General features: G+C 72.8%; 19 protein-coding genes and 1 pseudogene. 7 read left to right on the forward strand and 13 right to left on the reverse strand.

Annotated features, from left to right (window positions below; all coding sequences use genetic code 11):
• Positions 1 to 18: 18 nt before the first annotated feature.
• Complete coding sequence (locus tag ACLJOK_RS01820) at positions 19 to 933, reverse strand: LLM class flavin-dependent oxidoreductase (RefSeq protein WP_410815715.1); 915 nt, start codon at positions 931 to 933, stop codon at positions 19 to 21.
• A gap of 100 nt (positions 934 to 1033) precedes the next feature.
• Positions 1034 to 1933 carry a TIGR01777 family oxidoreductase gene (locus tag ACLJOK_RS01825; RefSeq protein WP_410815717.1) on the reverse strand — a complete coding sequence of 300 codons (900 nt, stop codon included), beginning with the start codon at positions 1931 to 1933 and terminating at the stop codon, positions 1034 to 1036.
• Between the two features lie 321 nt (positions 1934 to 2254).
• Here ACLJOK_RS01825 and ACLJOK_RS01830 point away from each other — a divergent pair, with 321 nt between their 5' ends.
• Positions 2255 to 3106: an NmrA family NAD(P)-binding protein gene (locus ACLJOK_RS01830; RefSeq protein WP_410815719.1), complete on the forward strand. Its 852-nt coding sequence runs from the start codon at positions 2255 to 2257 to the stop codon at positions 3104 to 3106.
• A 30-nt stretch (positions 3107 to 3136) separates the two neighbouring features.
• On the opposite strand, the gene ACLJOK_RS01835 is transcribed toward ACLJOK_RS01830, so the two are convergent.
• Positions 3137 to 4135 carry an aldo/keto reductase gene (locus tag ACLJOK_RS01835; RefSeq protein WP_410815721.1) on the reverse strand — a complete coding sequence of 333 codons (999 nt, stop codon included), beginning with the start codon at positions 4133 to 4135 and terminating at the stop codon, positions 3137 to 3139.
• Positions 4136 to 4191: 56 nt separating this feature from the next.
• On the opposite strand from ACLJOK_RS01835, the gene ACLJOK_RS01840 reads away from it, so the two are divergent.
• Positions 4192 to 4578: a MerR family transcriptional regulator gene (locus ACLJOK_RS01840; protein ID WP_410815722.1), complete on the forward strand. Its 387-nt coding sequence runs from the start codon at positions 4192 to 4194 to the stop codon at positions 4576 to 4578.
• Here the strand turns inward: ACLJOK_RS01840 and ACLJOK_RS01845 are convergent.
• Entirely contained in the window at positions 4575 to 5057 is a 483-nt protein-coding gene (locus tag ACLJOK_RS01845; RefSeq protein WP_410815724.1) for a hemerythrin domain-containing protein, read from the reverse strand. The genes ACLJOK_RS01840 and ACLJOK_RS01845 overlap by 4 nt on opposite strands.
• Before the next feature lie 121 nt (positions 5058 to 5178).
• Positions 5179 to 6516 carry a low temperature requirement protein A gene (locus ACLJOK_RS01850; RefSeq protein ID WP_410819203.1) on the reverse strand — a complete coding sequence of 446 codons (1338 nt, stop codon included), beginning with the start codon at positions 6514 to 6516 and terminating at the stop codon, positions 5179 to 5181.
• A 153-nt stretch (positions 6517 to 6669) separates the two neighbouring features.
• Between ACLJOK_RS01850 and ACLJOK_RS01855 the strand changes: the two genes are divergently transcribed.
• Positions 6670 to 7605: an SDR family NAD(P)-dependent oxidoreductase gene (locus ACLJOK_RS01855; RefSeq protein WP_410815726.1), complete on the forward strand. Its 936-nt coding sequence runs from the start codon at positions 6670 to 6672 to the stop codon at positions 7603 to 7605.
• 63 nt (positions 7606 to 7668) lie between these two features.
• Here ACLJOK_RS01855 and sucB read toward each other — a convergent pair whose 3' ends face one another.
• Together sucB and lpdA are read right to left on the reverse strand one after the other, a co-directional pair.
• Complete coding sequence (gene sucB, locus ACLJOK_RS01860) at positions 7669 to 9507, reverse strand: 2-oxoglutarate dehydrogenase, E2 component, dihydrolipoamide succinyltransferase (protein ID WP_410815728.1); 1839 nt, start codon at positions 9505 to 9507, stop codon at positions 7669 to 7671.
• A gap of 66 nt (positions 9508 to 9573) precedes the next feature.
• Entirely contained in the window at positions 9574 to 10965 is a 1392-nt protein-coding gene (gene lpdA, locus ACLJOK_RS01865) for a dihydrolipoyl dehydrogenase (protein WP_410815730.1), read from the reverse strand.
• 178 nt (positions 10966 to 11143) lie between these two features.
• On the opposite strand from lpdA, the gene ACLJOK_RS01870 reads away from it, so the two are divergent.
• Positions 11144 to 11473, forward strand: coding sequence for a hypothetical protein (locus ACLJOK_RS01870; RefSeq protein ID WP_354942500.1), 330 nt, complete (start codon positions 11144 to 11146; stop codon positions 11471 to 11473).
• Positions 11474 to 11521: 48 nt separating this feature from the next.
• Here ACLJOK_RS01870 and ACLJOK_RS01875 read toward each other — a convergent pair whose 3' ends face one another.
• The gene (locus tag ACLJOK_RS01875) at positions 11522 to 13096 is read right to left on the reverse strand and encodes a leucyl aminopeptidase (protein ID WP_410815733.1); all 1575 of its coding nucleotides are present in this window, start codon (positions 13094 to 13096) and stop codon (positions 11522 to 11524) included.
• Between the two features lie 162 nt (positions 13097 to 13258).
• Here ACLJOK_RS01875 and gcvT point away from each other — a divergent pair, with 162 nt between their 5' ends.
• Entirely contained in the window at positions 13259 to 14389 is a 1131-nt protein-coding gene (gene gcvT, locus ACLJOK_RS01880; RefSeq protein ID WP_410815735.1) for a glycine cleavage system aminomethyltransferase GcvT, read from the forward strand.
• Positions 14390 to 14533: 144 nt separating this feature from the next.
• Here the strand turns inward: gcvT and ACLJOK_RS01885 are convergent, their stop codons facing one another.
• The 4 genes and pseudogenes from ACLJOK_RS01885 to ACLJOK_RS01900 form a co-directional block, all read right to left on the reverse strand.
• Positions 14534 to 15829, reverse strand: a complete 1296-nt coding sequence (locus ACLJOK_RS01885) for a DUF2314 domain-containing protein (RefSeq protein ID WP_410815737.1) — start codon at positions 15827 to 15829, stop codon at positions 14534 to 14536.
• 67 nt (positions 15830 to 15896) lie between these two features.
• Positions 15897 to 16670 carry an adenosylcobinamide-GDP ribazoletransferase gene (locus ACLJOK_RS01890; RefSeq protein WP_410815739.1) on the reverse strand — a complete coding sequence of 258 codons (774 nt, stop codon included), beginning with the start codon at positions 16668 to 16670 and terminating at the stop codon, positions 15897 to 15899.
• Between the two features lie 198 nt (positions 16671 to 16868).
• Positions 16869 to 18618, reverse strand: a pseudogene (locus tag ACLJOK_RS01895) (bifunctional adenosylcobinamide kinase/adenosylcobinamide-phosphate guanylyltransferase); the annotation flags it as partial.
• Positions 18619 to 18677: 59 nt separating this feature from the next.
• Positions 18678 to 20477 carry a protein kinase domain-containing protein gene (locus ACLJOK_RS01900; RefSeq protein WP_410815741.1) on the reverse strand — a complete coding sequence of 600 codons (1800 nt, stop codon included), beginning with the start codon at positions 20475 to 20477 and terminating at the stop codon, positions 18678 to 18680.
• A gap of 144 nt (positions 20478 to 20621) precedes the next feature.
• Between ACLJOK_RS01900 and ACLJOK_RS01905 the strand changes: the two genes are divergently transcribed.
• Both ACLJOK_RS01905 and ACLJOK_RS01910 read left to right on the forward strand, forming a co-directional pair.
• Entirely contained in the window at positions 20622 to 20822 is a 201-nt protein-coding gene (locus ACLJOK_RS01905) for a hypothetical protein (RefSeq protein ID WP_088949470.1), read from the forward strand.
• Positions 20822 to 21619 carry a site-2 protease family protein gene (locus ACLJOK_RS01910; protein ID WP_238680063.1) on the forward strand — a complete coding sequence of 266 codons (798 nt, stop codon included), beginning with the start codon at positions 20822 to 20824 and terminating at the stop codon, positions 21617 to 21619. The genes ACLJOK_RS01905 and ACLJOK_RS01910 overlap by 1 nt, the downstream gene beginning before the upstream one ends.
• A 54-nt stretch (positions 21620 to 21673) precedes the next feature.
• Here ACLJOK_RS01910 and ACLJOK_RS01915 read toward each other — a convergent pair whose 3' ends face one another.
• Positions 21674 to 22672: an aldo/keto reductase family protein gene (locus ACLJOK_RS01915; RefSeq protein WP_354942507.1), complete on the reverse strand. Its 999-nt coding sequence runs from the start codon at positions 22670 to 22672 to the stop codon at positions 21674 to 21676.
• Between the last annotated feature and the right edge of the window lie 39 nt (positions 22673 to 22711).

The raw sequence follows: 22711 nt of genomic DNA on the forward strand, positions 1-22711 counted from the left end.
ACGGCCGTCGGCGCGGGCTCAGGTCAGCCGGGCCAGTACCGGCGTTAGTGGATCCAGCGCGTCGTCGCGGACCACGAACCGGGTCACCCCCCAGCGCTGTTCGTGCTCGGCGACCGCCGTGACGATCTCGTCCACAGTGCCGATCAGCACGAACGGGGTGGCCAGCAGTTCGGCGGAGGTCATGCCGTTGCGCCGGGCCTGCTCGGCAGCGGCAACCTCCGCGTCGTCGGTGACCACCACCGTCTGCACCAGTGCCTCCAGCGCCGGCGGGTCGGTCCGGCCGGCCGCGCCGGCCGCCACGCAGGCCAGCTGCACCTCGATCTGGTCGGCCCGCCAGCGCGCCTCATGCTGGTGGCCGTCGGCGAGGGTACGCCCGAACCCGGTCAGCCCGACCACGTCGGCGTGCGCGCCGGCCCAGCGCAGCAGCGTCGAGTTCGCCGTACCCATTGTCAGCGGGACCCGGTCCTGCACCGGCCGGGGCTCGCGCAGCACCGCCTCGCGCATCGTCAGCTCCGCCGAGTCGACGGTGACCGAGGCACCGTCGAGCAGGGCGCGGACCGCCTCGGCGACGGCCACGCAACGGCGGACCCGGCCGGCCACGTCGGGCCGTTCCCGGCCCACCGCGCGCCACTCCGCCGGCGTGTGACCGGCGCCGACACCGAGCCGGGCCCGACCACCGGAGATCAGGTCGAGGGTGGCCACGTCGGCCGCGAGCAGCATCGGTTCCCGTACGCCGAGGTTCGACACGTACGAACCGAGCCCGATCGTCGAGGTGACCGGGGCGGCGGCGGCCAGCGCCACGAACGGTGACGTCACGTCGCCGGGGTGGTCGGCGGCGAGCAGGGCGTCGAAGCCGGCGGTCTCGGCCCGGCGGGCCAGCTCGGCCCAGCTCGCGGCGTCGGTCGGGGTGGCCTGGAGGGAGAAGGTCGCCATTGGTCCAGCATCGGCCTCCACCAGCTCACCGGCGACCCGCTGACCGCCGATTCTGCCGAGGGCCGAACCACCGGGCTGGGCGGGGCTCCCCGGGGTGGGGTTAGGCGGTCAGGGCTGCTTTCAGGGCTTGGGGGAGGGTGGGGTGCTGGTAGGGGTAGGCAGCTCTCGCCAGGACTCCGGGGAGGACTCGCGTGCTGGTGAGGGCCTCGTGGGCGAAGCCGCCGAGGACCACCTTGAGCGCCAGTGCGGGGATCGGGATGATCGCCGGGCGGTGCAGCTGCCGGGCCAGCTCGCTGGTGAACTCGATGTTCGTCACCGGGTTCGGCCCCACCACGTTCACCGGGCCGGCGACCTCGTCGTGGTTCAGCAGAAAGCGGGTCGCGTTCAGCCAGTCGGCCATCGAGATCCACGGCAGCCACTGCCGGCCGCTGCCCAGCCGGCCGGCGATGCCCAGCTTGAACGGCAGCAGCTGCGGCTTGAGCAGCCCGCCGTCGCGGTCCAGCGGCAGACCGGTACGCAGCCGGACCACGCGTACCCCGGCGTCCTCGGCCGGCCGGGTCGCGGCCTCCCACACCCGGCAGACGTCGGCCAGGAAGCCCTCGCCGGCCGGCGCGTCCTCCTCGACCGCCCGGTCGCCCGTGTTGCCGTACCAGCCGACGGCCGATGAGTTGAGCAGCACCCGGGGTCGGTCCGCGGCGGGCAGCCCGGCGATGGTGGTCGCCAGCGTGGTGGTGCTGTCCACCCGGCTGGTACGGATCAACCGGCGGTAGTCGTCGTTCCAGCGTTTGTCGCCGACGCCCGCGCCGGCCAGGTTGACCACGGCGTCGGCCTCGGCGGCCACGGCCGGGTCGAGCTGCCCGGCGGCCGGGTCCCACCGCCGCTCCTGCGGCCCGCCTGGCGCCCGACGGACCAGCCGGGTCACCTCGTGCCCGTCGCGGACGAGCAGGTCGGCCAGCCGGGTGCCAAGGAAGCCGGACGCGCCGGCCAGAAGGATCCGCATACCCCCATCTTCGTCCAGAACACCCCCGATGGATGCACGGCGCGGCCGACGTCACCGGCTGCGGGACGAACCGGCGAAGAAATTTGCAAACGCCCCCGGGTGGCGCGAAGAACGCAGGTCAACGGGCCTCCCGGGGGCCGAAAAATGCTCTCGCGCGCTTTCGGTGCCGGTCGCGTTTCCGCAGGTCAAAGCGAACGTGAATGCAGTGTTCGCGATTGCTTCCGGCATCGATCTGGCTGACCATGAGCCATCCGAGAGCGCCCCCGGGATGGCGGGGTCGGCTCACCGTGCCCGCCGTCGGGCGATACCTGAGGAGGAACAATGCCGATCCTGGTGACCGGAGCGACCGGAACCGTCGGAGGCAGCCTGGTCCGGCAACTGGTGGCCGCCGGCCACGACGTACGCGCACTGACCCGCGATCCCGCGTCGCCGGCGGCCGCCGCGCTGCCCAGCGGGGTGGAGGTGCTGGCGGGCGACTTCGCCAGGCCCCACACGCTGGCGCCGGCGCTGCGCGGCGTGACACGCATGCACCTGGTCGCAATGGATGGGTACGGACCGCTGAGCACCGGTGCGGAGATCCTGGAGCTGGCCCGGAAGGCCGGCGTTCGTCGGGTCACCCACCTCGGTCACAACGATCCGAGCCGGGCCGACGACGACCCGCTCGAGGCCCCGCACCGGCCGCTGCACCGGGCGATCGAGAACTCGGGTCTGGAGTGGACGCACGTGTTTCCCGGCGAGTTCATGGCGAACACCCGGGACTGGGCGCCCGCCATCCGGGCCGAGGGGGTGGTCCGGGCACCGTTCGGTGACTGGAACAGCGCCCTGGTCCACGAGGCGGACATCGCCGCGGTCATCCTGGCGGCGCTCACCGACGACGGCCATGCCGGCCAGGTCTACCAGCCGACCGGTCCGGAGCCGGTCCGGCGCCGGGACGCGGTCGAGATGATCGGTGCGGCGATCGGTCGCCCGGTGCGGTTCGAGGAATTGACCCCGGAGCAGGCCCGGGAGTACTGGAAGGACGACTATCCCGCCGAGGTGATCGAGTGGTTCCTCGAGATGGGCCGGTATCTCGACGGCAACGCCTGGGTCGCCCCGGACGTCGAGCAGGTGACCGGCCGCCCCGGGCGCACGTTCCGGCAGTGGGCCGGCGAGCACGCTGACGACTTCCGCTGACGACGCCCGGGGCGTGGACCGGCCCGGCGGTCAGGCCGCGGGGGCCGGACGAAGGTCGGTGAGGAGACGCTCCACCTCGGCGTAGGACTCGGGGCTCAGCGGGCCACGCTCCAGGGTGGCCAGGTTCTCGTCGGCTTGGGCCACAGTGCGCAGGCCGGGGATCGGCACGGTACGGGGGCTGCGCGCCAGCAGCCAGCCGAGCGCGCCCTGCGCCAGGGTGCGGCCGTCGGCGGTGAGCGCCTCGCGGACCTGGTCGACCCGGGCCGCCCAGCGTGGTGTCGGTCGGCCGTCGGTGAACCACTCCAGCCACTCCGGCGCCCGTCCGCGCACATCGTCGCTCCCGACCGCCCGGGTCGACCCGGTGAGCAGCCCCATCGCCAACGGCCCGCGGTTGAGGCTGGCCAGGTCGTGCTTGTCGCAGACCGCCAGCACCGCCGCGTTGTCGCGCAGCACCGACTCGTCGTGCTGGATCGCCGCGCAGCGCGGGCCGGCAGCCGCGAACGCCTCTGCCGAGGCCGGATCGTCGGTGCTCCAGCCGTACGCGCGAATCTTGCCCTGGTCGACCAGGGCCTCCAGGGTGTCGACCAGATCGAGCGCGGCGGGCACCGGCAGTGCGTTGATGTGCAGTTGGTAGAGGTCGACGTAGTCGGTGCCGAGCCGGCGGAGCGAGTCGTCCAGGCTGCGCACCGCGAAGGCCGGGCTGGCGTCGGTGCCGAGCGCCCGCCGGGTGCCCTCCTCGCTGACGTTGCCGAACTTGGTGGCGATCACCACGCTGTCCCGCCGCCCGGCCACTGCTTGACCGAGGATCCGCTCGCTGTGCCCGGCGCCGTAGTTGCTGGCGGTGTCGAACAGGGTCACCCCGAGGTCGAGCGCCCGGTGGATGGTGCGGATGGACTCGTCGTCGTCCACCTCACCCCAGCCGAACGGCTGCCCGTCGTCACCCCAGAGCGGGCCGCCGATGGCCCAGCACCCCATTCCGATAGCGCTCACAGTGATGCCGCTGCGTCCCAGCGTCCGTGTCGTCGTCATGGTCGCCAGCCTCCAACCTGGAGCGCGCTCCAGGTCAAGCACTACCATCTCGCGACATGAGCGGTTACGCCCCCTCGGAGGCCGCCCGCCGCAGCGGCTTCAGTCTGGACACTCTGCGGTACTACGAGAAGATCGGCCTCCTCGCTGACGTGGAGCGGACGACAGGCGGGCAGCGGGTCTTCACCGACGACGACCTCGGCTGGCTGGTGCTGTTCCGCTGCCTGCGCGACACCGGGATGCCGATCGCGCAGATGCGCCGCTACGCGCAACTGGCCCGCGACGGCGAGCACACCGCCGACGAGCGGCACGAGCTGCTGCGCCACCACGCGGCGCGGGTCGAGGAGCAGATGCGCCTGCTCCAGCGCCAGTACGACCACCTCCGGGAGAAGATCCGCTTCTACGAGCGTCTGCCCGGCACCGCACCGAGGTCGGAGGCCGGCTAGAGGGAACCGGGCGTGGTCAGGCCGAGTAGTTCCTCGGTCGTGCCGGTTCGACCGGTGAGCGCGTTCAGGGCGGTGACCAGCCGCTTCTCCTCGTAGCGGAAGTGCGACTCCAACAGGGCGGCCAGCCCGCCCAGCTCGGCGCGCACCTGGGCGACCGGCACCGCCGCGTCGCCGCCCAGCAGTGCCTCGACCCGTTCCAGGATCCCCGCCACCACCTCGTGATCGGTGATCAGGTTGTCGATGACCGGGCGCAGCTCGGGGGCCTCCTCGGCCAGCAACCGGAACGCGCCCGCGTCCTCGCCGGTGTGGTGTCGGCCGAGCGCGGCGCAGAAGGTCAGGCAGTGCGCCCGCAGGTCCCGGGACGGGGTGTCGAGGCTTGCCTGGAGCCGGGCCAGTTCCGCGCTGAGCCAAAGGTGGATTTCGATCATCTGATTGCCGACGGCGGCGAGCCGGCCGGCCGGTGAACCGGTTGGGTGCACGTTCGTCCCATGCTGTCCCCGCGCCTCCATGCCCACGGCGGCCTTCGGGCCGGGTGCACTGCGACGCTGCGTCGAAGTCTAGGGCCGGCCGGTCACGCCTCGAAACCCGGGAACGCCGCCGTCACGGAGTGGTCGGTTCGTCGGTCTCCCGGACGTCGTGCCAGCGCGCCCGCCAGGCGGCCTCGTGGGCCTCGTGGGAGGTCCGCTCCTGGAAGACGGCGGCCCGCAGGGCGTGCCGGGATTGCGCCATCACCATCACCTCCACGGCCACCAGCGCCACGCAGATCACTGTCGCGAGGGTGAGCGCGCCCAGCGCTGGCAGGTGTTGGCCGATCGGAAGGGCCGCCGTGAGGACCACTATGACGCCGACGCGGGTCCAGCTGACGGTGTGCAGGGTGCGTAACTGGAAGAGCAGGTTGACGGCGAAATAGCAGATCAGCCCGCCGAAGAGCATCGGCACCGCCGGCCCCTCGACAGTCTCGGCGATCCCGCCGGACGGGTCGGTGATCTTGTGCAGGACCTCCTCGTTGCCGATCGAGAAGAGGATCACCCCGGCGATCATCGGCAGGTAGAGATACGCGTACGCGTCGCGGGCCATCGCCACCCGGGGGGCGCCCTCCGCCGCGTGCAGGGCGATCCGGGCGGCCGGTCCGATGAAGTCGAAGTGCGCCCACCAGAGGGCGGCGGTGACCACGATGCCGAGCGCGGCGGCGGCCACCGCCGGCCAGGTGACCGGCTTGCCGAGCAGGTTGCCGCCCACGCCCGTCGAGATGATCGACTCACCCAGCGCGATGATCAGGATGAGGTCGTAGCGCTCGGTCCAGTGTTCGGCGCTGGTCACCCCCCAGCCCCAGGTCCCGACGATGAAGCCGGTGGCGTACTGCACCACCACCACCGTGATCCACAGCCCGTCGCGGACCAGGGCGGCCCGGTCGGGGTCGGTGATCTGCGGCGGGATGAGCGCGGCGGCCAGCAGCAGCACGATGCTCACCGCCAGCTCCGGGGCGAACCGCCGCAGTTGCCGCCGTTCCTGCGGACTGTCCCGCACCACGTGTTGATAGAGGAACATGTGCACGGCCCGGACCACGACATAGCTGATGGCCACCAGCATCGGGCCGGCGGCACTCCCCTTCGGGTCGTTGAACGCCTGCGGCAGCGCCAGCGCGAACGCGAACAGGGCGACCATCGCGATCACCATGAGCACCGGGACGTAGCCCTCGCCGAGCCGCACCCGGGTGGCGACCAGGCTGTGCACCACCCAGATCCACCAGAGCACGGCGAGCACCAGGCCGGCGTGCAGCAGCTGCCGACCGGAGATGTTCGCGGCGGTGGCCCGGGTGATGATGAAGAACGAGAAGACGAAGACCAGGTCGAAGAAGACCTCGAACTTGTCCACCCGGGCGCCCGGGGCGATCGGGACGGCCGGTCCCAGCTGTCCACCCCGCCGGTAGCCGCCCACGATCCCACTCTGGCAGCGTCCGGGCTGGTCGGAGGCCCGAACGGCGATGGCGACGGGGTCCGGCGTTACCTCCGGCCCGGGTCGGGGAAACACCGGGGCCGCGGCCTCCCGCAGCGGGCCGGTCGGTCCGCCCACCCCGGACAAGGATGGACAATGACGACCAACAACCCGATCACCACTTCGTTCGCCCATCACTCCACGGCCATGGACGTGATCCGGGGCGTGGACCTCGTCGGGCGGCGGGCGATCGTCACCGGCGGGTCCTCCGGGATCGGCGTGGAGACTGCCCGCGCCCTGGCCAGCGCCGGCGCGGAGGTCACCCTGGCCGTCCGCAATCCCGACGCGGGTCAGCAGGCCGCCAACGACATCACCGGCACCACCGGCAACGACCGTGTCCTGGTCGCCCCGCTCGACCTCGCCGACCAGGGTTCGGTCGCCGACTTCGTGGCCAACTGGGACGGCCCGTTGCACATTCTGGTCAACAACGCCGGCATCATGGCCGCGCCCCTGTCCCGCACCCCGCAGGGCTGGGAGATGCAGTTCGCCACGAACCACCTGGGGCACTTCGCGCTCGCCACCGGGCTGCGCCCGGCACTCGCCGCCAGCGACGGGGCCAGGATCGTCTCGGTCAGCTCCGCCGCCCACCTGCGCTCACCGGTGGTCTTCGAGGACATCCAGTACGACAAGCGGGAGTACGAGCCGTGGCAGGCGTACGGGCAGTCCAAGACGGCCAACGTGCTGTTCGCCGTGGAGGCCACCCGGCGCTGGGCCGACGACGGCATCCTCACCAACTCGCTGATGCCCGGCGCGATCCGGACCAACCTCCAGCGCTACGTCAGCGAGGAGGAGCTGGACCGGCTGCGCGCCGGTAACGCGGCGACCTGGAAGACCGTCGAGCAGGGCGCCGCCACCTCGGTGCTGGTCGCCGCCTCACCGCTGCTCGACGGGGTCGGCGGGCGCTACTTCGAGGACTGTCAGGAGGCCGCCCCCCACCAGCCCGGTGGGCGGACGGGAGTCGCCGCGTACGCGCTGGACCCGGAGGCCGCCGAGCGGCTCTGGCAGGTCTCGACCGCCCTGCTGAAGGGCTGAGGACCGCAGACGAGAGGGCGCCCCGGTCGACGACCGGGGCGCCCTCTCGGCGTTGCGGGTGGATCAGGCCAGGCCCAGCTCCGACTCGAAGTTGCCGGCCTCCAGCCGCTCCTTGACCGCGGTCAGGAAGCGGGCCGCGTCGGCGCCGTCGATCAGCCGGTGGTCGTAGGACATGGCCAGGTAGACCATCGACCGGATCGCGACGACCTCGCCCAGCTCCGGGTCGTTGACCACGACCGGCCGCTTGACCACGGCACCGGTGCCGAGCATCGCCGACTGCGGCGACGGCACGATCGGGGTGTCGAAGAGAGCGCCCCGGCTGCCCGTGTTGGTCAGCGTGAAGGTCGCCCCGGCCATCTCGTCCGGGGTGATCTTGTTGGCCCGGGTGCGCTCGGCCAGGTCGGCGATCCGCTTGGCGATGCCGCCCATGTTGAGCTCACCGGCGTTGTGGATGACCGGCACGAGCAGCCCGCGCTCGGTGTCCACGGCGATGCCCAGGTGCTCTGCGGCCGGGTAGGTGATCGTGCCGCCGTCCAGGTCCATGCTGGCCTGGATGATCGGGTGGGTCTGGAGCGCCTCGATGGCGGCGAGCGCGAAGAACGGCAGGAAGGACAGCTTCACGCCGTGCTTGGCCTGGAACGACTCCTTGGCCCGCGTCCGCAACTTGGCGACCCGGGTGACGTCCACCTCGACCACCGTGGTGAGCTGGGCCGTCTCGTGCAGCGACTGCTGCATCCGCTTGGCGATGGTCGCCCGGATGCGCGGCAGCTTCTCGGTGGTGCCCCGCTTGCTGCTCGGCTGCGGCTTCTCGGCCGGCTTGGCCGCAGCCGCGGCCGGTGCGGCCGTCGGCGCCGCGGCGGGAGCGGCCTTGGCGGCCTTGGCCTTCTCGGCGGCCTCCAGCACGTCCTGCTTGCGGATCCGACCACCCACGCCGGTGCCGTTGAGCGCGGCCAGGTCGACGCCGTGCTCACTGGCCAGCTTGCGCACCAGCGGGGTCACGTAACCGGCGGCCTCCTCGCCGGCACCCGGTGCCGGGGCGGACGGGCGCGGCGGCGTCGAGGTCGGCGCGGCCGGCTGCGCGGCCTGCTCGGTCTTCGCCGGCTGCGCCGAGCTCTCGGTCTCCGCGGCGGGCTCGTTGTACGACATGCCGGGGGTCGGCTCCTCGACCTTCGGCTCCGGCTTCGGCTCGGCCTTCGGCGCCGGCTTGGCCTCCGCCTTCGGCTCGGGCTTCGGCTCGGGCTGCGCCTGGGCCGGGGCCCCGCCGGCAGCGCCGATGATCGCGAGGTCGGCGCCGACCGCTGCGGTCTCGTCCTCGGCGACCTTGATCTCCAGCACCGTGCCGGCGACCGGCGACGGGATCTCGGTGTCCACCTTGTCGGTGGAGACCTCCAGCAGCGGCTCGTCGACCTCGATAGTCTCGCCGACCTGCTTCAGCCAGCGGGTGACAGTACCCTCGGTGACGCTCTCGCCCAGGGCGGGCATCTTCACCGCGGTGCCCTCGCCCGACGAAGCGGCGGCCGGAGCCGGCGCCTCGGCCGGGGCCTCGTCCTGGGCCACCTCGTCCGCGGTGCCCTCGGCGGCGGCCGTCGGCTCGGCGGCCGGCTCGACCGACTCGGCCGGGGCCTGCTCCTGCGGGGCGGCCTCGCCACCGCCGGTCGACTCGCCCTCACCGGCGATGACGGCCAGCTCGCTGCCGACCTCGGCGGTCTCGTCCTCGCCGACCACGATCCGGCTCAGCACGCCCGCAGCGGGCGACGGGATCTCGGTGTCGACCTTGTCGGTCGAGACCTCGAGCAGGGGCTCGTCAACCTCGACCGTGTCGCCCTCCTGCTTGAGCCAGCGAGTGACGGTGCCCTCGGTGACGCTCTCGCCGAGCCGGGGCATGGTGACCGATACCGGCATTTTCTGAGACTCCTTCATTCCCCTGGTGGGATCTTCGCCCGTCGCCGGACGCCGCGGTTTGGATGATCAGGCGTGCGCGTGCAGCGGCTTGCCGGCGAGGGCCAGGTGCGCCTCGCCCAGGGCCTCGTTCTGGGTCGGGTGGGCGTGCACGAGCTGGGCGACCTCGGCCGGGTACGCCTCCCAGTTGTAGATGAGCTGAGCCTCACCGATCAGCTCACCGACCCGGGCGCCGATCATGTGCACGCCGACCACCGGGCCGTCCTCGACCCGGACCAGCTTCACGAAGCCGGTGGTCTTGAGGATCTGGCTCTTGCCGTTGCCACCCAGGTTGTAGTTGTACGTCTTGACCTTGTCGGCGCCGTACTGCTCCTTGGCCTTCGCCTCGGTGAGACCCACCGACGCCAGCTCCGGGTCGCAGTAGGTGACGCGCGGGATGCCGACCTCGTCGATCACGGCGGGGGTCTGCCCGGCGATCTCCTCGGCCACGAAGATGCCCTGCTGGAAGCCCCGGTGCGCGAGCTGGAGGCCCGGGACGATGTCGCCGACCGCGTAGACGTTCGGCACGCTGGTGCGCAGCCGCTCGTCGGTCAGCACGTAGCCGCGGTCCATCTTGACGCCCTGCTCCTCGTACCCGAGGTTGGCGGTGTTCGGGCCGCGACCGACGGCGACGAGCAGCAGCTCCGCCTCGACGGTCTCGCCGCCCTGGATGGTCAGCTTGACGCCGCTCTCGGTCTTCTCGACCTTCTCGAACGGCTTGCCGACCTTGAAGTTGATCTTCCGCTTGCGGAACGCCCGCTCCAGCGCCTTCGACGACTCCTCGTCCTCGGCGGCGACCAGCCGGGGCAGCGCCTCGACGATCGTCACGTCCACGCCGAAGGACTTCCACACGCTGGCGAACTCGACCCCGATCACGCCGCCACCGAGCACGATCACCGACGACGGCACCCGGTCCATCGTGAGGGCGTGGTCGCTGGTGATGATCCGCTCGCCGTCGACCTCCAGGCCGGGCAGGCTCTTCGCGTACGAGCCGGAGGCCAGGACGATGTTGCGGCCGGTGTAGCGCTTGCCCGCCACCTCGACCACGTTCTTGCCGACCAGCTTGCCGGCGCCCTCGACGACTGTGATGTTCTTCGAGCCGCCCACCAGGCCCTGCAGGCCCTTGTACAGGCGGGAGATCACGCCGTCCTTGTACGAGTTGACCCCGGCCATGTCGATGCCGATCAGCTCGGCCTTCACACCGAACTGCTCAGACTCGCGAGCCTGGTCGGCGATCTCGGCCGCGTGCAGCAGCGCCTTCGTCGGGATGCAGCCGTTGTGCAGGCAGGTGCCCCCGAGCTTGCCCTTCTCGACCAGCGCGACCTTCAGGCCCAGCTGGGCGGCGCGCAGCGCGGTCGCGTAGCCGCCGCTGCCACCTCCGAGAATGACAATGTCGAAGGTCGCTTCGTTCGGCTCGCTCACGTCCAACTCCCAGGTCGCGTCGCTGCATCGGGGGTCACGGGGATGTAACACGGACACACCCCACCTCGGTCATCTTGTCACCACTGAGCACAGGGTGCGTACTGAGGTGCCCAACGACACGTCATCGACACGTACCCTTGGCACCGTTGTCGATGACGCACGGTGGGGGAGAGATCCGGTGGGCTTGTTCCGGCGCCGCAAACAGGCGGCTGTGCCGAGCCATGACCGTGCCGCCGATCGTGGCGATCTGGAGCATCTGGAGAACTTCATCCGGAGTCGGCGCGGCGTCGAGGCGTACATCGAGCCCCGGACGACCGTGACGGAGACCACTGTCATCCTGATCGCCGACGACGGGGAGTGGACCCGCCGGCGCATCGACGGCCCGGACGGGGCCCGGCGCTTCGCGTACCGGATGGGCATTCCGGTGTACGACGTCCGGCTGATGGGCTACCCGCAGCGGATGCGTGACTTCAACGAGCGCCGCAAACGGCGCCCCGAGCGGTACTGACCTACGCGAAGGGGCCCCCTGCTCGAGGGGGCCCCTTCGCGTGTCCCGTCAGCCGTTGGTGGCGACGTCCTCGACGAGCTGCACCAGCGTGCGGACCGGTACACCGGTGCCGCCCTTGGTCCAGTAACCGGTCGGCTCACCCGAGTGGTAGCCCGGCCCGGCGATGTCGATGTGCGCCCACGCCACGTCGTCGGTCACGAACTCGCGCAGGAACACACCGCCCTGCAGCATGTGACCGGCCCGGTCCATCCCGGCGTTGACCTGCGAGATGTCCGCGACATCCGACTCCATGCCCTTACGGACGTCGTCGGGCAGCGGCATCGGCCAGGCCGGCTCGCCGACGGCGTCGCCGACCACCTTCACCCGGTCGCACAGCTCCGGAGTGCCCATCACGCCGGCCATCCGCTTGCCCAGCGCGATCACCTGGCCGCCGGTCAGGGTGGAGGTCTCGAACAGGTAGTCGGTGCCGTCCGCGCAGGCGCGGGCGATGGCGTCGCCCAGGATCATCCGACCCTCGGCGTCGGTGTTGAGCACCTCGACGCGCTTGCCGTTGAACATGGTGATCACGTCACCCGGCCGGTAGCTGGTGCCCGACGGCATGTTTTCCGCCATCGGCAGGTACGCGCTGACCGCCACAGTCGGCTTCAGCGCGGCGATCGCCAGCATGGCCGCGCCCACCGCGGCGGCGCCCGCCATGTCGGACTTCATCTCCCACATGCCCTGCGCCGGCTTGATCGAGATGCCGCCGGTGTCGAAGGTGATGCCCTTGCCGACCAGCGCGACCCGCTTGCCGTTGCCGCCGCCCTGCGGGGTGTAGGTCAGCTTCACCAGCCGCGGCGGGGCCTCCGAGCCCTGCCCGACCGCGACGATGCCGCCGTACCCGCCGGCGGCCAGCGCCGCCTCGTCGAGCACCTCGACGCCGAGGCCCGCCTCGCGGGCCGCGCTGGCGACCGCGTCGGCGAACGACGGCGGACGCAGCTCGTTCGGCGCGGTGTTCACCCAGTCCCGGCTGAGCCGGACCGCGCCCGCCACCGCCTGCGCCCGGGCGATCTCCGCCTGGGCGCCTGCGTCGCCGGCGTCCGGCACCGCGATGAGCACCTCGGCCACCGGCTCCCGCCGGGTCGGCTGGGGCCGCGTCTTGTAACCGGCGAACCGGTACCCACCCAGCAGCGCGCCCTCGGCGACCGCGCGCAGCTCCGCCGACGCGTCAGTGTCGTCCGGCAGCGGCAGCGCCAGCGCGACCTTGGGGGCGCCCGCCAGGGCCCGGATCGCCGCACCGGCGGCCCGGCGCAGCGTCTCCGGGGCCGGGGCGGCACCCGACGGCTCCGGGCCGAGCCCGACCGCGGTGACCAGCGGGGCGGTCACGGTGCCCAGCGTGGCCAGCTTGATGACCTCACCCGGCCCGCCGGTCGCGCCGAGCAGCGCGAGGGTCTCGGTCAGCTTGCCGTCGAACGCGGCCGCGATGCTCTCCGCGCCGCTGGCGAGCAGCAGGGTGCCGGCGAGGCCGCTGGTGGCGCCCTGCTCTCCGGTCTGGCTGTGCACGCCGATCACGATCGCGTCGACGGCGAGCTCGGCCGGGTCGGTGTCGACCAGGCTCAGGTTGGTGGTGCGGGGTGAAGTCACTGAAGCTACTCCGGGCGGGCCGGGCCGGTCGCGGCGTCGCGTACCAGCGGTGAAGGTCTCCGGCGGAACCTACCCGCCGGACGTCATGGCTGTCCCGCCGACAGCGCCAGCGGGCTCCCGCCGATGCTAACCAGCGACGTTGCCCCCGGTAAGTTGCCACCCATGACCGACGTGACCTCCGACGCCGCCGCGACCCGGCTGCGCCGTTCCCCGCTGCACGAGCGGCACACCGCCGCCGGAGCCAAGTTCGCCCCCTTCGGGGGCTGGGAGATGCCGCTGGAGTACGCCGGCGGCGGAGTGCTCAAGGAGCACACCGCTGTGCGTACGGCGGTCGGGGTATTCGACGTGTCACACCTGGGCAAGGCCCGGGTGAGCGGCCCCGGCGCGGCCGACTTCGTCAACTCCTGCCTCAGCAACGACCTCGGCCGGATCGGCCCGGGCCGGGCGCAGTACACGCTCTGCTGTGACGACGCCACCGGCGGCGTGGTGGACGACATCATCGCCTACCTCTACGCCGACGACCATGTCTTCCTCATCCCGAACGCGGCGAACACCGCCGAGGTGGTGCGCCGGTTGCGCGCCGCCGCGCCCGCGCAGGTGACCGTCACCGACGAGCACGAGGCGTACGCGGTGCTGGCCGTGCAGGGCCCCCGCTCGGCCGAGTTGCTGGCCGCCCTGGACCTGCCCACCGAACACGGCTACATGAGCTTCTCCGCCGCCAGCCTGGCCGGCTTGGAGCTGACCGTCTGCCGTACCGGCTACACGGGCGAGCTGGGCTACGAGCTGGTGGTGCCGGCGGAGCACGCTGTGGCCGTCTGGGACGAGCTCTTCGCCGTCGGCGCGACGTTCGGGCTGCGTGCCTGCGGGCTGGCCGCCCGGGACACGCTGCGGACCGAGATGGGTTACCCGCTGCACGGGCAGGACCTCTCCCTGGACATCAGCCCGGTGCAGGCCCGCTCCGGCTGGGCGGTCGGCTGGGACAAGCCGGCCTTCTGGGGCCGCGACGCGCTGCTCGCCGAGAAGGCCGCCGGCCCCCTGCGTACGCTGCGCGGCCTGGTGGCCGTCGACCGGGCCATCCCCCGCCCCGGCATGACCCTGCACGTGGGCGACACCCAGGTCGGCACCGTGACCAGCGGCACCTTCTCGCCCACCCGCAAGCAGGGCATAGCGCTGGCCCTGTTGAACACCAACGCCAACCTCGCGGACGGCGACGAGGTCGAGATCGACATCCGAGGCCGCCGAGCCCCCCTGAAGCTGACGAAGCCCCCCTTCGTAACCCCCTCAGTGAAGTAACCCCCCACCCGGCCCCGCCCCCCACCCACTCCAGACCTGGTTGATCATGAAGTTATTGCCGCGACACGCCGACGGCGGTGGCAATAACTTCATGATCAACGCGGAAGGGGGGCCCGGGGACCGGGCGGGACCTGGGGTTGGGGGTCAGCGTGAGGGGGTTGGGGGTTCGCCTGAGTCGAGGACTGCTTGGGTCCAGCCGCCCTCGATGACGCCTGTCGCGTCCAGGACGGCCCAGTCGACTACGTCGGACGCCTCCACGACCACCGGGGCGCCGATGCGGACGCTCTGGTCGGTGTTGGCGTCGCTGGCGCTCACGCCGACGATGCGTTCCGGGGTCTCCCACGAGGTGACGCCCGCCCAGACGTACTCCGGGCCGTCGTCTCCGGGCAGGCCGTACTTCACCACCAACTGCGACTCGGTGGGGAGAAGGCCTGCGACGAACCGGGCCCGCGCGTCATCCAGCGCGGCCCGGGCGGTGGCGACCGCACGGCTCATCGCGTCACCGGAACGGGCGTAGCGCACGTCCGGCTGGATCCCGGAGAACAGGGTCGCGCAGGCGGCTGCGTAGTAGCGCCCGTCCGGGCCGGGGTGCCCGGCCGGCGGGCGCAGGCTGAGGAACGAGTCGGCCTCCGGGTCGGTGGCCGGGTCCAGTTCGAGGCGGAGCAGCACCGGGGCGGTGGCGCCGTGCTGCTCCGGGTTGCCGTACGCCACAGCGATGTCGTGGCCGGTGACAGTGGCGAGCACCGGCAGCTGCACGAACGCCGGCACCTCCTCGCCGGTGAGCCCGTCGGTCCAGTCCCGCAGCAGTCGGCGGGCCGCACCGGTCATCACCGCACCCCAGGCGCGGGTGAGATGGTCGGGCACCCCCTGGGTCTGCAACTCCAGCAGACCGAAGCGGCGCAGCCCCTTCGTGGTGAACCAGAGACCCTCGGTGTCCGAGGAGTACGGCACCAGCACCCAGTCGACAAGTCGGATGCGGCCCTGCTCGTCGGGGAGGGAGCGCAGCGCTGTCGCCGGGTCGAGGAACTGGAGGCCGAAGACGTCCACCACGTCGCTGTCGACGGACTCCGCCACGGCGGCCGCGACCGCACGGGCGGCCCACTCGTGCGCGGGTGGCCAGCCGGGCCGGTACTCGGCCTGTACGACCACCAGGTGCGTCGCCGCCGCCAGCCGGTCCAGCTGCTCCTTGGTGGCGCCGAACGCGGTGAGCAGGTCCGGTGGCAGCTCGGGGAACTCGGCGATCGGTCGGGTGTCGACGCTCATCAGCGGGCTGTCGAGCATCTGCCGGGCCAGCCCGTGCACCGGCTCGGCCAGCCGGCCGGTCAGGGCCGCCACCGCGGTCTTCGCACTGACCTTCGGTAGCCCCGCCATCGGCACCAGGTAGGTCGCGCTGAGCGACTCCGGCACCGGAACGGGCAGGAAGTCGTCCGTGATGAGCATTGTGGGATCCCCCGGTGGCCGCGCCGGTGTTGTCGAGCCGAACGCTACCCGGCCCGCCGGGCCCGGTTCAGCCGGACAGCACCAGACCCAGGTAGACCAGCGTGGTGACCACCTCGACGGTCGCTCCCAGGACGTCGCCGGTGATCCCGCCGAGCCGGCGTACCACGTGGTTGAGCAGCGGTAGCGCGACGGCGATCGCGGCGACGACGGCCAGCGGCCCCTGCCACGGACGGCCCGGCACCGCTGGCACCGCCAGCAGCACGACGGCGACCGCGCCGGCGGCCACTGCCACCGGGCCGACAGTGCCGGCGACCAGCGCACCCAGCCCGTCGGGCCGGGCCGCCGGCACTCCCCGCCGGCAGGCCACAGTGACGCCGAGCCGCCCGGCCGCGGTCGCCGCGACCACCGCCGCGAGGCACGCCGGCCAGGACCGGCCGGCGAGGTCGGCGAGCGCTGCCGCCTGCACCAGGAGTACGACCACCAGGGCGACCACCCCGAACGGGCCGACGTCGGGCTTCTTCATGATCTCCAGGGCGGCCGCGCCCCGCCGGTACGAGCCGAGCGCGTCCACGGTGTCGGCCAGCCCGTCCAGGTGCAGCCCCCGGGTGAGCAGCGCGGCGACGCCGACGGTCACGCCGGCCGCCACCAGCGGTGGGGCGAGCGCGCCGGTCAGCAGCAGCACACCGGCCAGCAGGGCGCCGAGCAGCGCGCCGACCACCGGGGCGAGGGCCATCGCCGTGCCGGCGACCGGGCGGTCGATGCGTCCGGCCCGCACCGGCAGCGTGGTGAACGTGGTGACCGCCAGCCGGGCTCCCGCGAGCAGGCGTGGCTCAGCCGGCACGCCAGCCCGACGCCGGCTGCTCGTCCGCCCCGGTGCTGGCCGGGCCCGGCCCGGCCGGCTCCGGCTCGGCGAAGTTGGGCTCGGTCGAGTTGGGCTCGGTCCAGTCGGGCTCGGTGAGATCCGGGTCGGCGTAGCTCGGGTCGGCGTAGCTCGGGTCGGTGGACTCCGGTTCGTCGGCGGGCGGGTCGGTGTCGTCCGTGCCGCCCAGCGACGGGTGCACCGGCAGCGCGGCGGACAGCGCCAGCACCGAGCGCAGCAGCGGCAGCGCGACCAGCGCGTTCGCGCCCTCGCCGAGATCCAGCCGCAGGTCGAGCAGCGGGGTGAGGCCCAGCACGTCGGCGGCGAGCCGCACGGCCGGGTGCCCGCCGTGGTCGGCCAGCAGACACCAGTGCCGGGCCTGCCCGGCCAGGTCACGGCTCACCATGCCGGCGGCCAACCCGACCGGCCCGTCGAGCAGCACCGGCACCCGGCGGGCGGTGGCGCCGAGCAGCACGCCGGTGGCCACCGCCACGTCGCCGCCGCCCAGCTCGGCCAGGATGTCCTTGGCGCCGCGCGACGAGCGTCGGGTGCGGTGCAGCGCGTCGCGAACCGCCGCGCAGCGGATCATCCACGCCGCGTCGTCGATCTCACCGGCTTCGGTGATCACCCGGCCCAGCACGGCGGGCGGCTCCGCGCCCGCGGTCGCCGCGAGCACCGCCGCGGCCGCCGCCTCGGTGCCGGCGCCGCACGCGCCGAGCACCAGCAGTTGTACGCCGGCGTCGGCGGCTTGTTCGGCCAACCGCCAGCCGTAGCGCAGCGCGGAATCCACCTGCTCCGGCGCGAGGGCCGGCTGGTCCTCGATCGGCGCGGAGGCCGGAGCGTCCACCACCTGGAGACTGGCGCCGCCCTCGGCGGCCAGGCGTGCCAACGCCCCCTGGCCGGCGCGGGCCTGTGCGGCACGGCGCGCCGACTCACCGGCGACGGTGCCGGCCGCCGCCCCGCCGGCGTGGTCGCCGTGCAGCAGCAGCACCCGCACCGAGCCCCAGGCGGCGGGGGTCGAGGTGCCCTGGGTGGCGGCGGCGAAGCCCACCACCCGGTCCAGCACGCCCAGACCGGCGCCCGGTACGTCCAGCGTGGCCAGCCGGTCCACCGCCTGCGGGCCGGCGTACTCGTCGGGCATCGGCAGCTCCATGCCGGGCTGGATGACCAGCCCGGTGGCCACCATCGGCAGCGCCATGGTCGGTGCGGCCCACGGGTTGCCCGATTCTGCGGTCGGGGTGGCCGGCGGCGTGTGGGTCAGCACGTCGGGCAGCTGCACCTCGGGGGTCGGCTCGCTGTCGGCCAGGCTCGCCACCACCGCGGCGTTGGCAGCGGCCGTCGGCGCGGTCACTGTGGTCGGAGCGGGCGACTCGGTCGCGCTGGCGACCGACTTGAGCCAGACCGGCTGACCGGCGACGACCAGCACCACCGCGTCGCAGGCGTCGGCGACCGCGCGGTTGGCCGCGCCCAACGCGTCGGTGAACGCCCGGCCCAGCGGGGTGGTCGGCACCAGCGACAGCCCCACCTCGGGGCTTACCAGCACCACTCGCGCCGCACATCCGCGGATCGCCTCGGCCAACTCGGCGATGGTCGCCACGTCGTCGGCGGGCTGGTGGTCCGGGTCGAGCAGCACCGTCACCCAGCCGCCCAGGTCGTCGACGAGCAACAGCTCGTTGGGCTCGGCGGACTCCAGCACGTCGGCCAGCCGGCGCGGATCCTCGGTGGTTTCCTCGGTGGTCCAACTGCCCGGCCGTCGGGCGCGGTGCGCCGCCAGCCGGGTCGCCCACTCGGTGTCCTCCGGGTCGCCCTCGGGCGCGGTGGCGACGTAGCGGACCACCGGCGCGTCGGTGACCAGGGACTCGGCGAACTCGGACTTGCCGGACCGGATACCGCCGAGCACCAGGACCGTGTTCCACCCGTCTACGGACATGCCCGTACCTTAAGGCCGCCCAGGGTTGCGGTGCCTGCCGGCCCGGTGCTCCCCGTCGTTCAGTCGCAGTGTTCGAACCCGCTGCCGTAACTGACCCCGCCGGTGGAGCCGCCCCACTTGACGCACGTCCCGGCGGCGCTGGCCCGGACCGGCCCGGCGTAGTAGTCGAAGGACCCGCTGTCGGTGCTGCGCGCCCGCCCCTGCACCTCCAGGTACGCCGAAACCGCCGACTTCGCGCCGACCGCGGTGTCCTTGAGGGTGACCACGCAGTTGGTGCCGGTGCCCGCGTGGAACAGCAGGAACACCCGGCCCTTGCGCTGACCGTCACCACCGGTCAGCGTCGCCGAGTCGATCACCTGGTAGCCGCTGCCGCACGCCTGTGCCGCCGTGTACGGGTTGGGCCGGCTCGACGGGGTGCGGGTGGGCGTTGGTCGGCTGCTGGTCGTACCTGTCGGTGTGCTGCCCGGCGTCGTGGTGCGCGGGTCCGGGGCGTCGGTCGGCGCGTGGGTCCCTGCCACGGTCGGTGCGGCGGACGCGCTGCGGCGGGTGCCCGGTGCGCCGCTGGGCGAGGATCCCGAGGTGCTCGCACCTGCGGCGTCGAGCGCGCCACCCTCCGGGGCTGCCACCGATTCGCCGGCCAGCGCGGGCGGACTGTCCGCCCCACCCCCGTCGGGCCGTAGGGCCGCCACGGCCACGGCGATCATCGCCACGCAAGCGACAGCGCCGACCCCGACCAGCAGGTGCCGGCGTCGGCCGGACGGCCCGGTCCGCAACACGTCCTCACGGGTCGACTCCGGGCCGGTCACCGACGAGGCCGCGAAGCCTGCCGGCGTGCGCACGGCGGCGGCCCCGAGAGGCGCGGGCTGCCCGGTCGGCGTCGGCCCGGCCGAGGGCGTCTGTGCCGCCGGCGGCGCGGGGGCCGGGACGGACGGCGCGGGGGCGGGCGCGGCCGGGAGGGCCGAGAGGGCTCCCGGGGTGGGTGCGGCCAGCGCCCACGGTGGGCGGGCCGACATCGGAATGCTCGCCAGGGTCGCGTCGCGGGCATCGGCGGCGGCAGCGGCCAACTCAGCGGCGCTGCCGAACCGGTCCTCCGGACGCTTGGCCAGCGCGCGGGCCACCACTGCGGCAACCGCCGGTGGGGTGGCCGCCGGCAGCGCCGCCGCGTCCTCCTGGGCGTGCCGCAGCGCCACCGCGAGGGGGTTGTCACCGTGGAAGGGCGGCTGCCCGGCCAGGCAGAAGTACGCCACCGCGCCGAGCGCGTAGATGTCGGTGGCGGCCGAGACCGGCTGCCCGGTGGCCTGCTCGGGAGACATGTACGAGGCGGTGCCGAGCACCATGTTCGCGGCGGTGAGCCCGGCCATGTTGCGGGACCGGGCGATGCCGAAGTCGACGAGCACCACTGTGCCGTCGGCCTTGACCAGCAGGTTGCCCGGCTTCACGTCCCGGTGCACGATGCCGGCGAGGTGGGCGGTGTGCAGCGCCTCGGCGGCCTGGGCTAGCACCGACATGGTGGTGGCCGGATCCAGCCGCCCCACCCCGCGCACCCGGGCGGACAACGGCTCGCCCTCGACGTACTCCATCACCAGGTAGTCGACCTGGCTGCCGTCGTCGAGCGCGGCCTGCCCCACGTCGTGCACCGGGACCACGCCGGGGTGCCGCAGCGCTGCCAGCATCCGCGCCTCGGCCCGGAACCGGGCGGTGAACTCCGGATCGGCCACCAGCGACGGCAGCAGCACCTTCACGGCGACCTCGCGTTCCAGCAGCACGTCAGTGCCGCGCCAGACCGCTCCCATACCCCCCGTCGCCACCCGCTCGCCCAGCCGGTACCGGTCGCCGAGCAGCACTCCCCGTGTCAGCACCGAGCCACCGTACCGGCCGACGTCGATCGGACTGATCCACCCCGTGGGTCCCGCCGGGGCGAGCGAGCGGCCGTTGCGCGCCGGGCCGACTACGCTGGCGAGGGTTCGTCCCACGGGGACTTCAGCGGCGAGGGGAGACGCGGCATGGCGTGGAGCTGGCGGTACGAGGGCACGGACGGTCAGACGGTCGAGGGACCGGCGGAGTCGTTCGGCAGCCAGGCCGACGCCGAATCCTGGATCGGTCAGACCTGGCGGGAGCTCGCGGCGTCCGGCGTCACCTCGGTCGCGCTCATGGAGGACGACCGGGTGGATTACCGGATGAGCCTGCTGCCCACGGCCGAGTGATGGCCTACGACCGCCCGGGCGGCGACGGGCTGGTCCTCGGCGTACCCAAGGCGGCGTTCCGGCCCAGCCCGGTCTTCCTCGGCCTGGTCGCGCTCTTCGCGGTCAGCGGGGTGCTGACCTGGAACGGGTACGGCAACGTCCGGTTCAACGTGTTTCTCTTCGTGGTGTCCGGCTGGCTGGTGTCGCTCTGCCTGCACGAGTACGCCCACGCGGTGGTGGCCTACCGGGCCGGCGACCGGGACATCGCCCACCGCGGCTACCTGACGCTCAACCCGTTCAAGTACACCCACCCGCTGCTGTCGATCGTGCTGCCGGTCGTGGTGGTGCTGCTCGGCGGCATCGGCCTGCCGGGTGGCGCGGTCTGGGTGGACCGGCACTCCATTCCGGGCCGGCTACGGCACACCCTGGTCAGCCTCGCCGGCCCGGCGACCAACGTGCTGTTCACCTTGGTGTTGGTGGCGGTGGTGCGGCTCGGCGCCCAGTCGGATGGGCCGGTGGAGTTCTGGGCCGGGGTGGCGTTGCTCGCCTTCCTCCAGCTCACCGCCAGCGTGCTGAACCTGCTGCCGGTGCCCGGCCTGGACGGCGGCAACATGATCCAACCGTGGCTCAACCCGCAGTGGCGCAAGATGTACGACCTGTTCGCGCCGTACGGCTTCATCCTGCTCTTCGCGCTGCTGTGGAACCCGCGCATCGGCGGCTGGTTCTTCGACGCGGTCTTCGCGGTCGGTGACCTGCTCGGTCTGCCGTCGTGGCTCTACGCCACCGGCCTGGAGCTGATCCGCTTCTGGCAGAGCTGACCTGACCCGGCCCGGTCGGCGCGAGAGTTTCGCGCCGACCGGGCCGGAACGGCGTCAGGGACGCTGCGCGGGGGACTCGGTCTTCGCCGGGTCCCGCTCGACGATCGGCCCGACGATGTCGTCGATCGCCTGGAGCAGGTCGGCGTCGAGCTTCACCCCGGCCGCCTTCACGTTGTCGTGCACCTGCTCGGGGCGGGACGCGCCGATGATCGCCGACGAGACGTTCGGGTTCTGCAGCACCCACGCCACGGCGAGCTGGGCCATGCTGAGCCCGGCCTGCTCGGCGAGGGGCTTGAGCTGCTGAACCCGGGTCAGCACGTCGTCGTTCATGAACCGGGAGATGAAGCCCGCACCCGACTTCTCGTCGGTGGCGCGGGAACCGGCCGGCGGCGGCTGGCCCGGCAGGTACTTGCCGGAGAGCACGCCCTGCGCCATCGGCGACCAGACGATCTGCCCGATGCCGAGCTCCTCGCTGGCCGGCACGACCTCGGTCTCGATGACCCGCCAGAGCAGCGAGTACTGCGGCTGGTTGGAGACCAGCGGGATGTGCAGCTCCCGGGCGAGCGGGTGGGCGGCGCGCAGCTGGGCGGCGGTCCACTCGGAGACGCCGATGTAGTGCGCCTTGCCGGAGTGGACGACGTCGGCGAACGCCTCCATCGTCTCTTCCAGCGGGGTGCTGCTGTCGTAGCGGTGGGCCTGGTAGAGGTCCACGTAGTCGGTGCGCAGTCGGCGCAGCGAGCCGTTGATCGACTCCATGATGTGCTTGCGGGACAGGCCACGGTCGTTGCGGCCGGGCCCGGTCGGCCAGTAGACCTTGGTGAAGATCTCCAGGCCCTCACGGCGCTCGTTCTGCAACGCCCGGCCGAGCACGTCCTCGGCCCGGGTGCCGGCGTACACGTCGGCGGTGTCGAAGGTGGTGATCCCCGCGTCGAGAGCGGCCCGGACGCAGGCGAACGCGGCGTCCTCCTCGACCTGCGAACCGTGGGTGATCCAGTTGCCGTACGAGATCTCGCTGACCATCAGGCCGGAACGGCCCAGGTGTCGGAATTCCATGTACCGACCCTAGCTCTAGTGGATCAACAGTGACGACCG

Origin of the sequence: Micromonospora sp. 050-3, assembly GCF_046549335.1 — a bacterium.
GTDB lineage: Bacteria > Actinomycetota > Actinomycetes > Mycobacteriales > Micromonosporaceae > Micromonospora > Micromonospora trifolii.

What these genes read in the sequence shown, in the direction of transcription:
- ACLJOK_RS01885 (WP_410815737.1), bottom strand. Translation starts at nt 15,829, where the DNA reads ATGCTCATCACGGACGACTTCCTGCCCGTTCCGGTGCCGGAGTCGCTC.
- ACLJOK_RS01830 (WP_410815719.1), top strand. Translation starts at nt 2,255, where the DNA reads ATGCCGATCCTGGTGACCGGAGCGACCGGAACCGTCGGAGGCAGCCTG.
- ACLJOK_RS01835 (WP_410815721.1), bottom strand. Translation starts at nt 4,135, where the DNA reads ATGACGACGACACGGACGCTGGGACGCAGCGGCATCACTGTGAGCGCT.
- ACLJOK_RS01840 (WP_410815722.1), top strand. Translation starts at nt 4,192, where the DNA reads ATGAGCGGTTACGCCCCCTCGGAGGCCGCCCGCCGCAGCGGCTTCAGT.
- ACLJOK_RS01910 (WP_238680063.1), top strand. Translation starts at nt 20,822, where the DNA reads ATGGCCTACGACCGCCCGGGCGGCGACGGGCTGGTCCTCGGCGTACCC.
- ACLJOK_RS01905 (WP_088949470.1), top strand. Translation starts at nt 20,622, where the DNA reads ATGGCGTGGAGCTGGCGGTACGAGGGCACGGACGGTCAGACGGTCGAG.
- sucB (WP_410815728.1), bottom strand. Translation starts at nt 9,507, where the DNA reads ATGCCGGTATCGGTCACCATGCCCCGGCTCGGCGAGAGCGTCACCGAG.
- ACLJOK_RS01820 (WP_410815715.1), bottom strand. Translation starts at nt 933, where the DNA reads ATGGCGACCTTCTCCCTCCAGGCCACCCCGACCGACGCCGCGAGCTGG.
- gcvT (WP_410815735.1), top strand. Translation starts at nt 13,259, where the DNA reads ATGACCGACGTGACCTCCGACGCCGCCGCGACCCGGCTGCGCCGTTCC.
- ACLJOK_RS01855 (WP_410815726.1), top strand. Translation starts at nt 6,670, where the DNA reads ATGACGACCAACAACCCGATCACCACTTCGTTCGCCCATCACTCCACG.
- ACLJOK_RS01915 (WP_354942507.1), bottom strand. Translation starts at nt 22,672, where the DNA reads ATGGAATTCCGACACCTGGGCCGTTCCGGCCTGATGGTCAGCGAGATC.
- ACLJOK_RS01825 (WP_410815717.1), bottom strand. Translation starts at nt 1,933, where the DNA reads ATGCGGATCCTTCTGGCCGGCGCGTCCGGCTTCCTTGGCACCCGGCTG.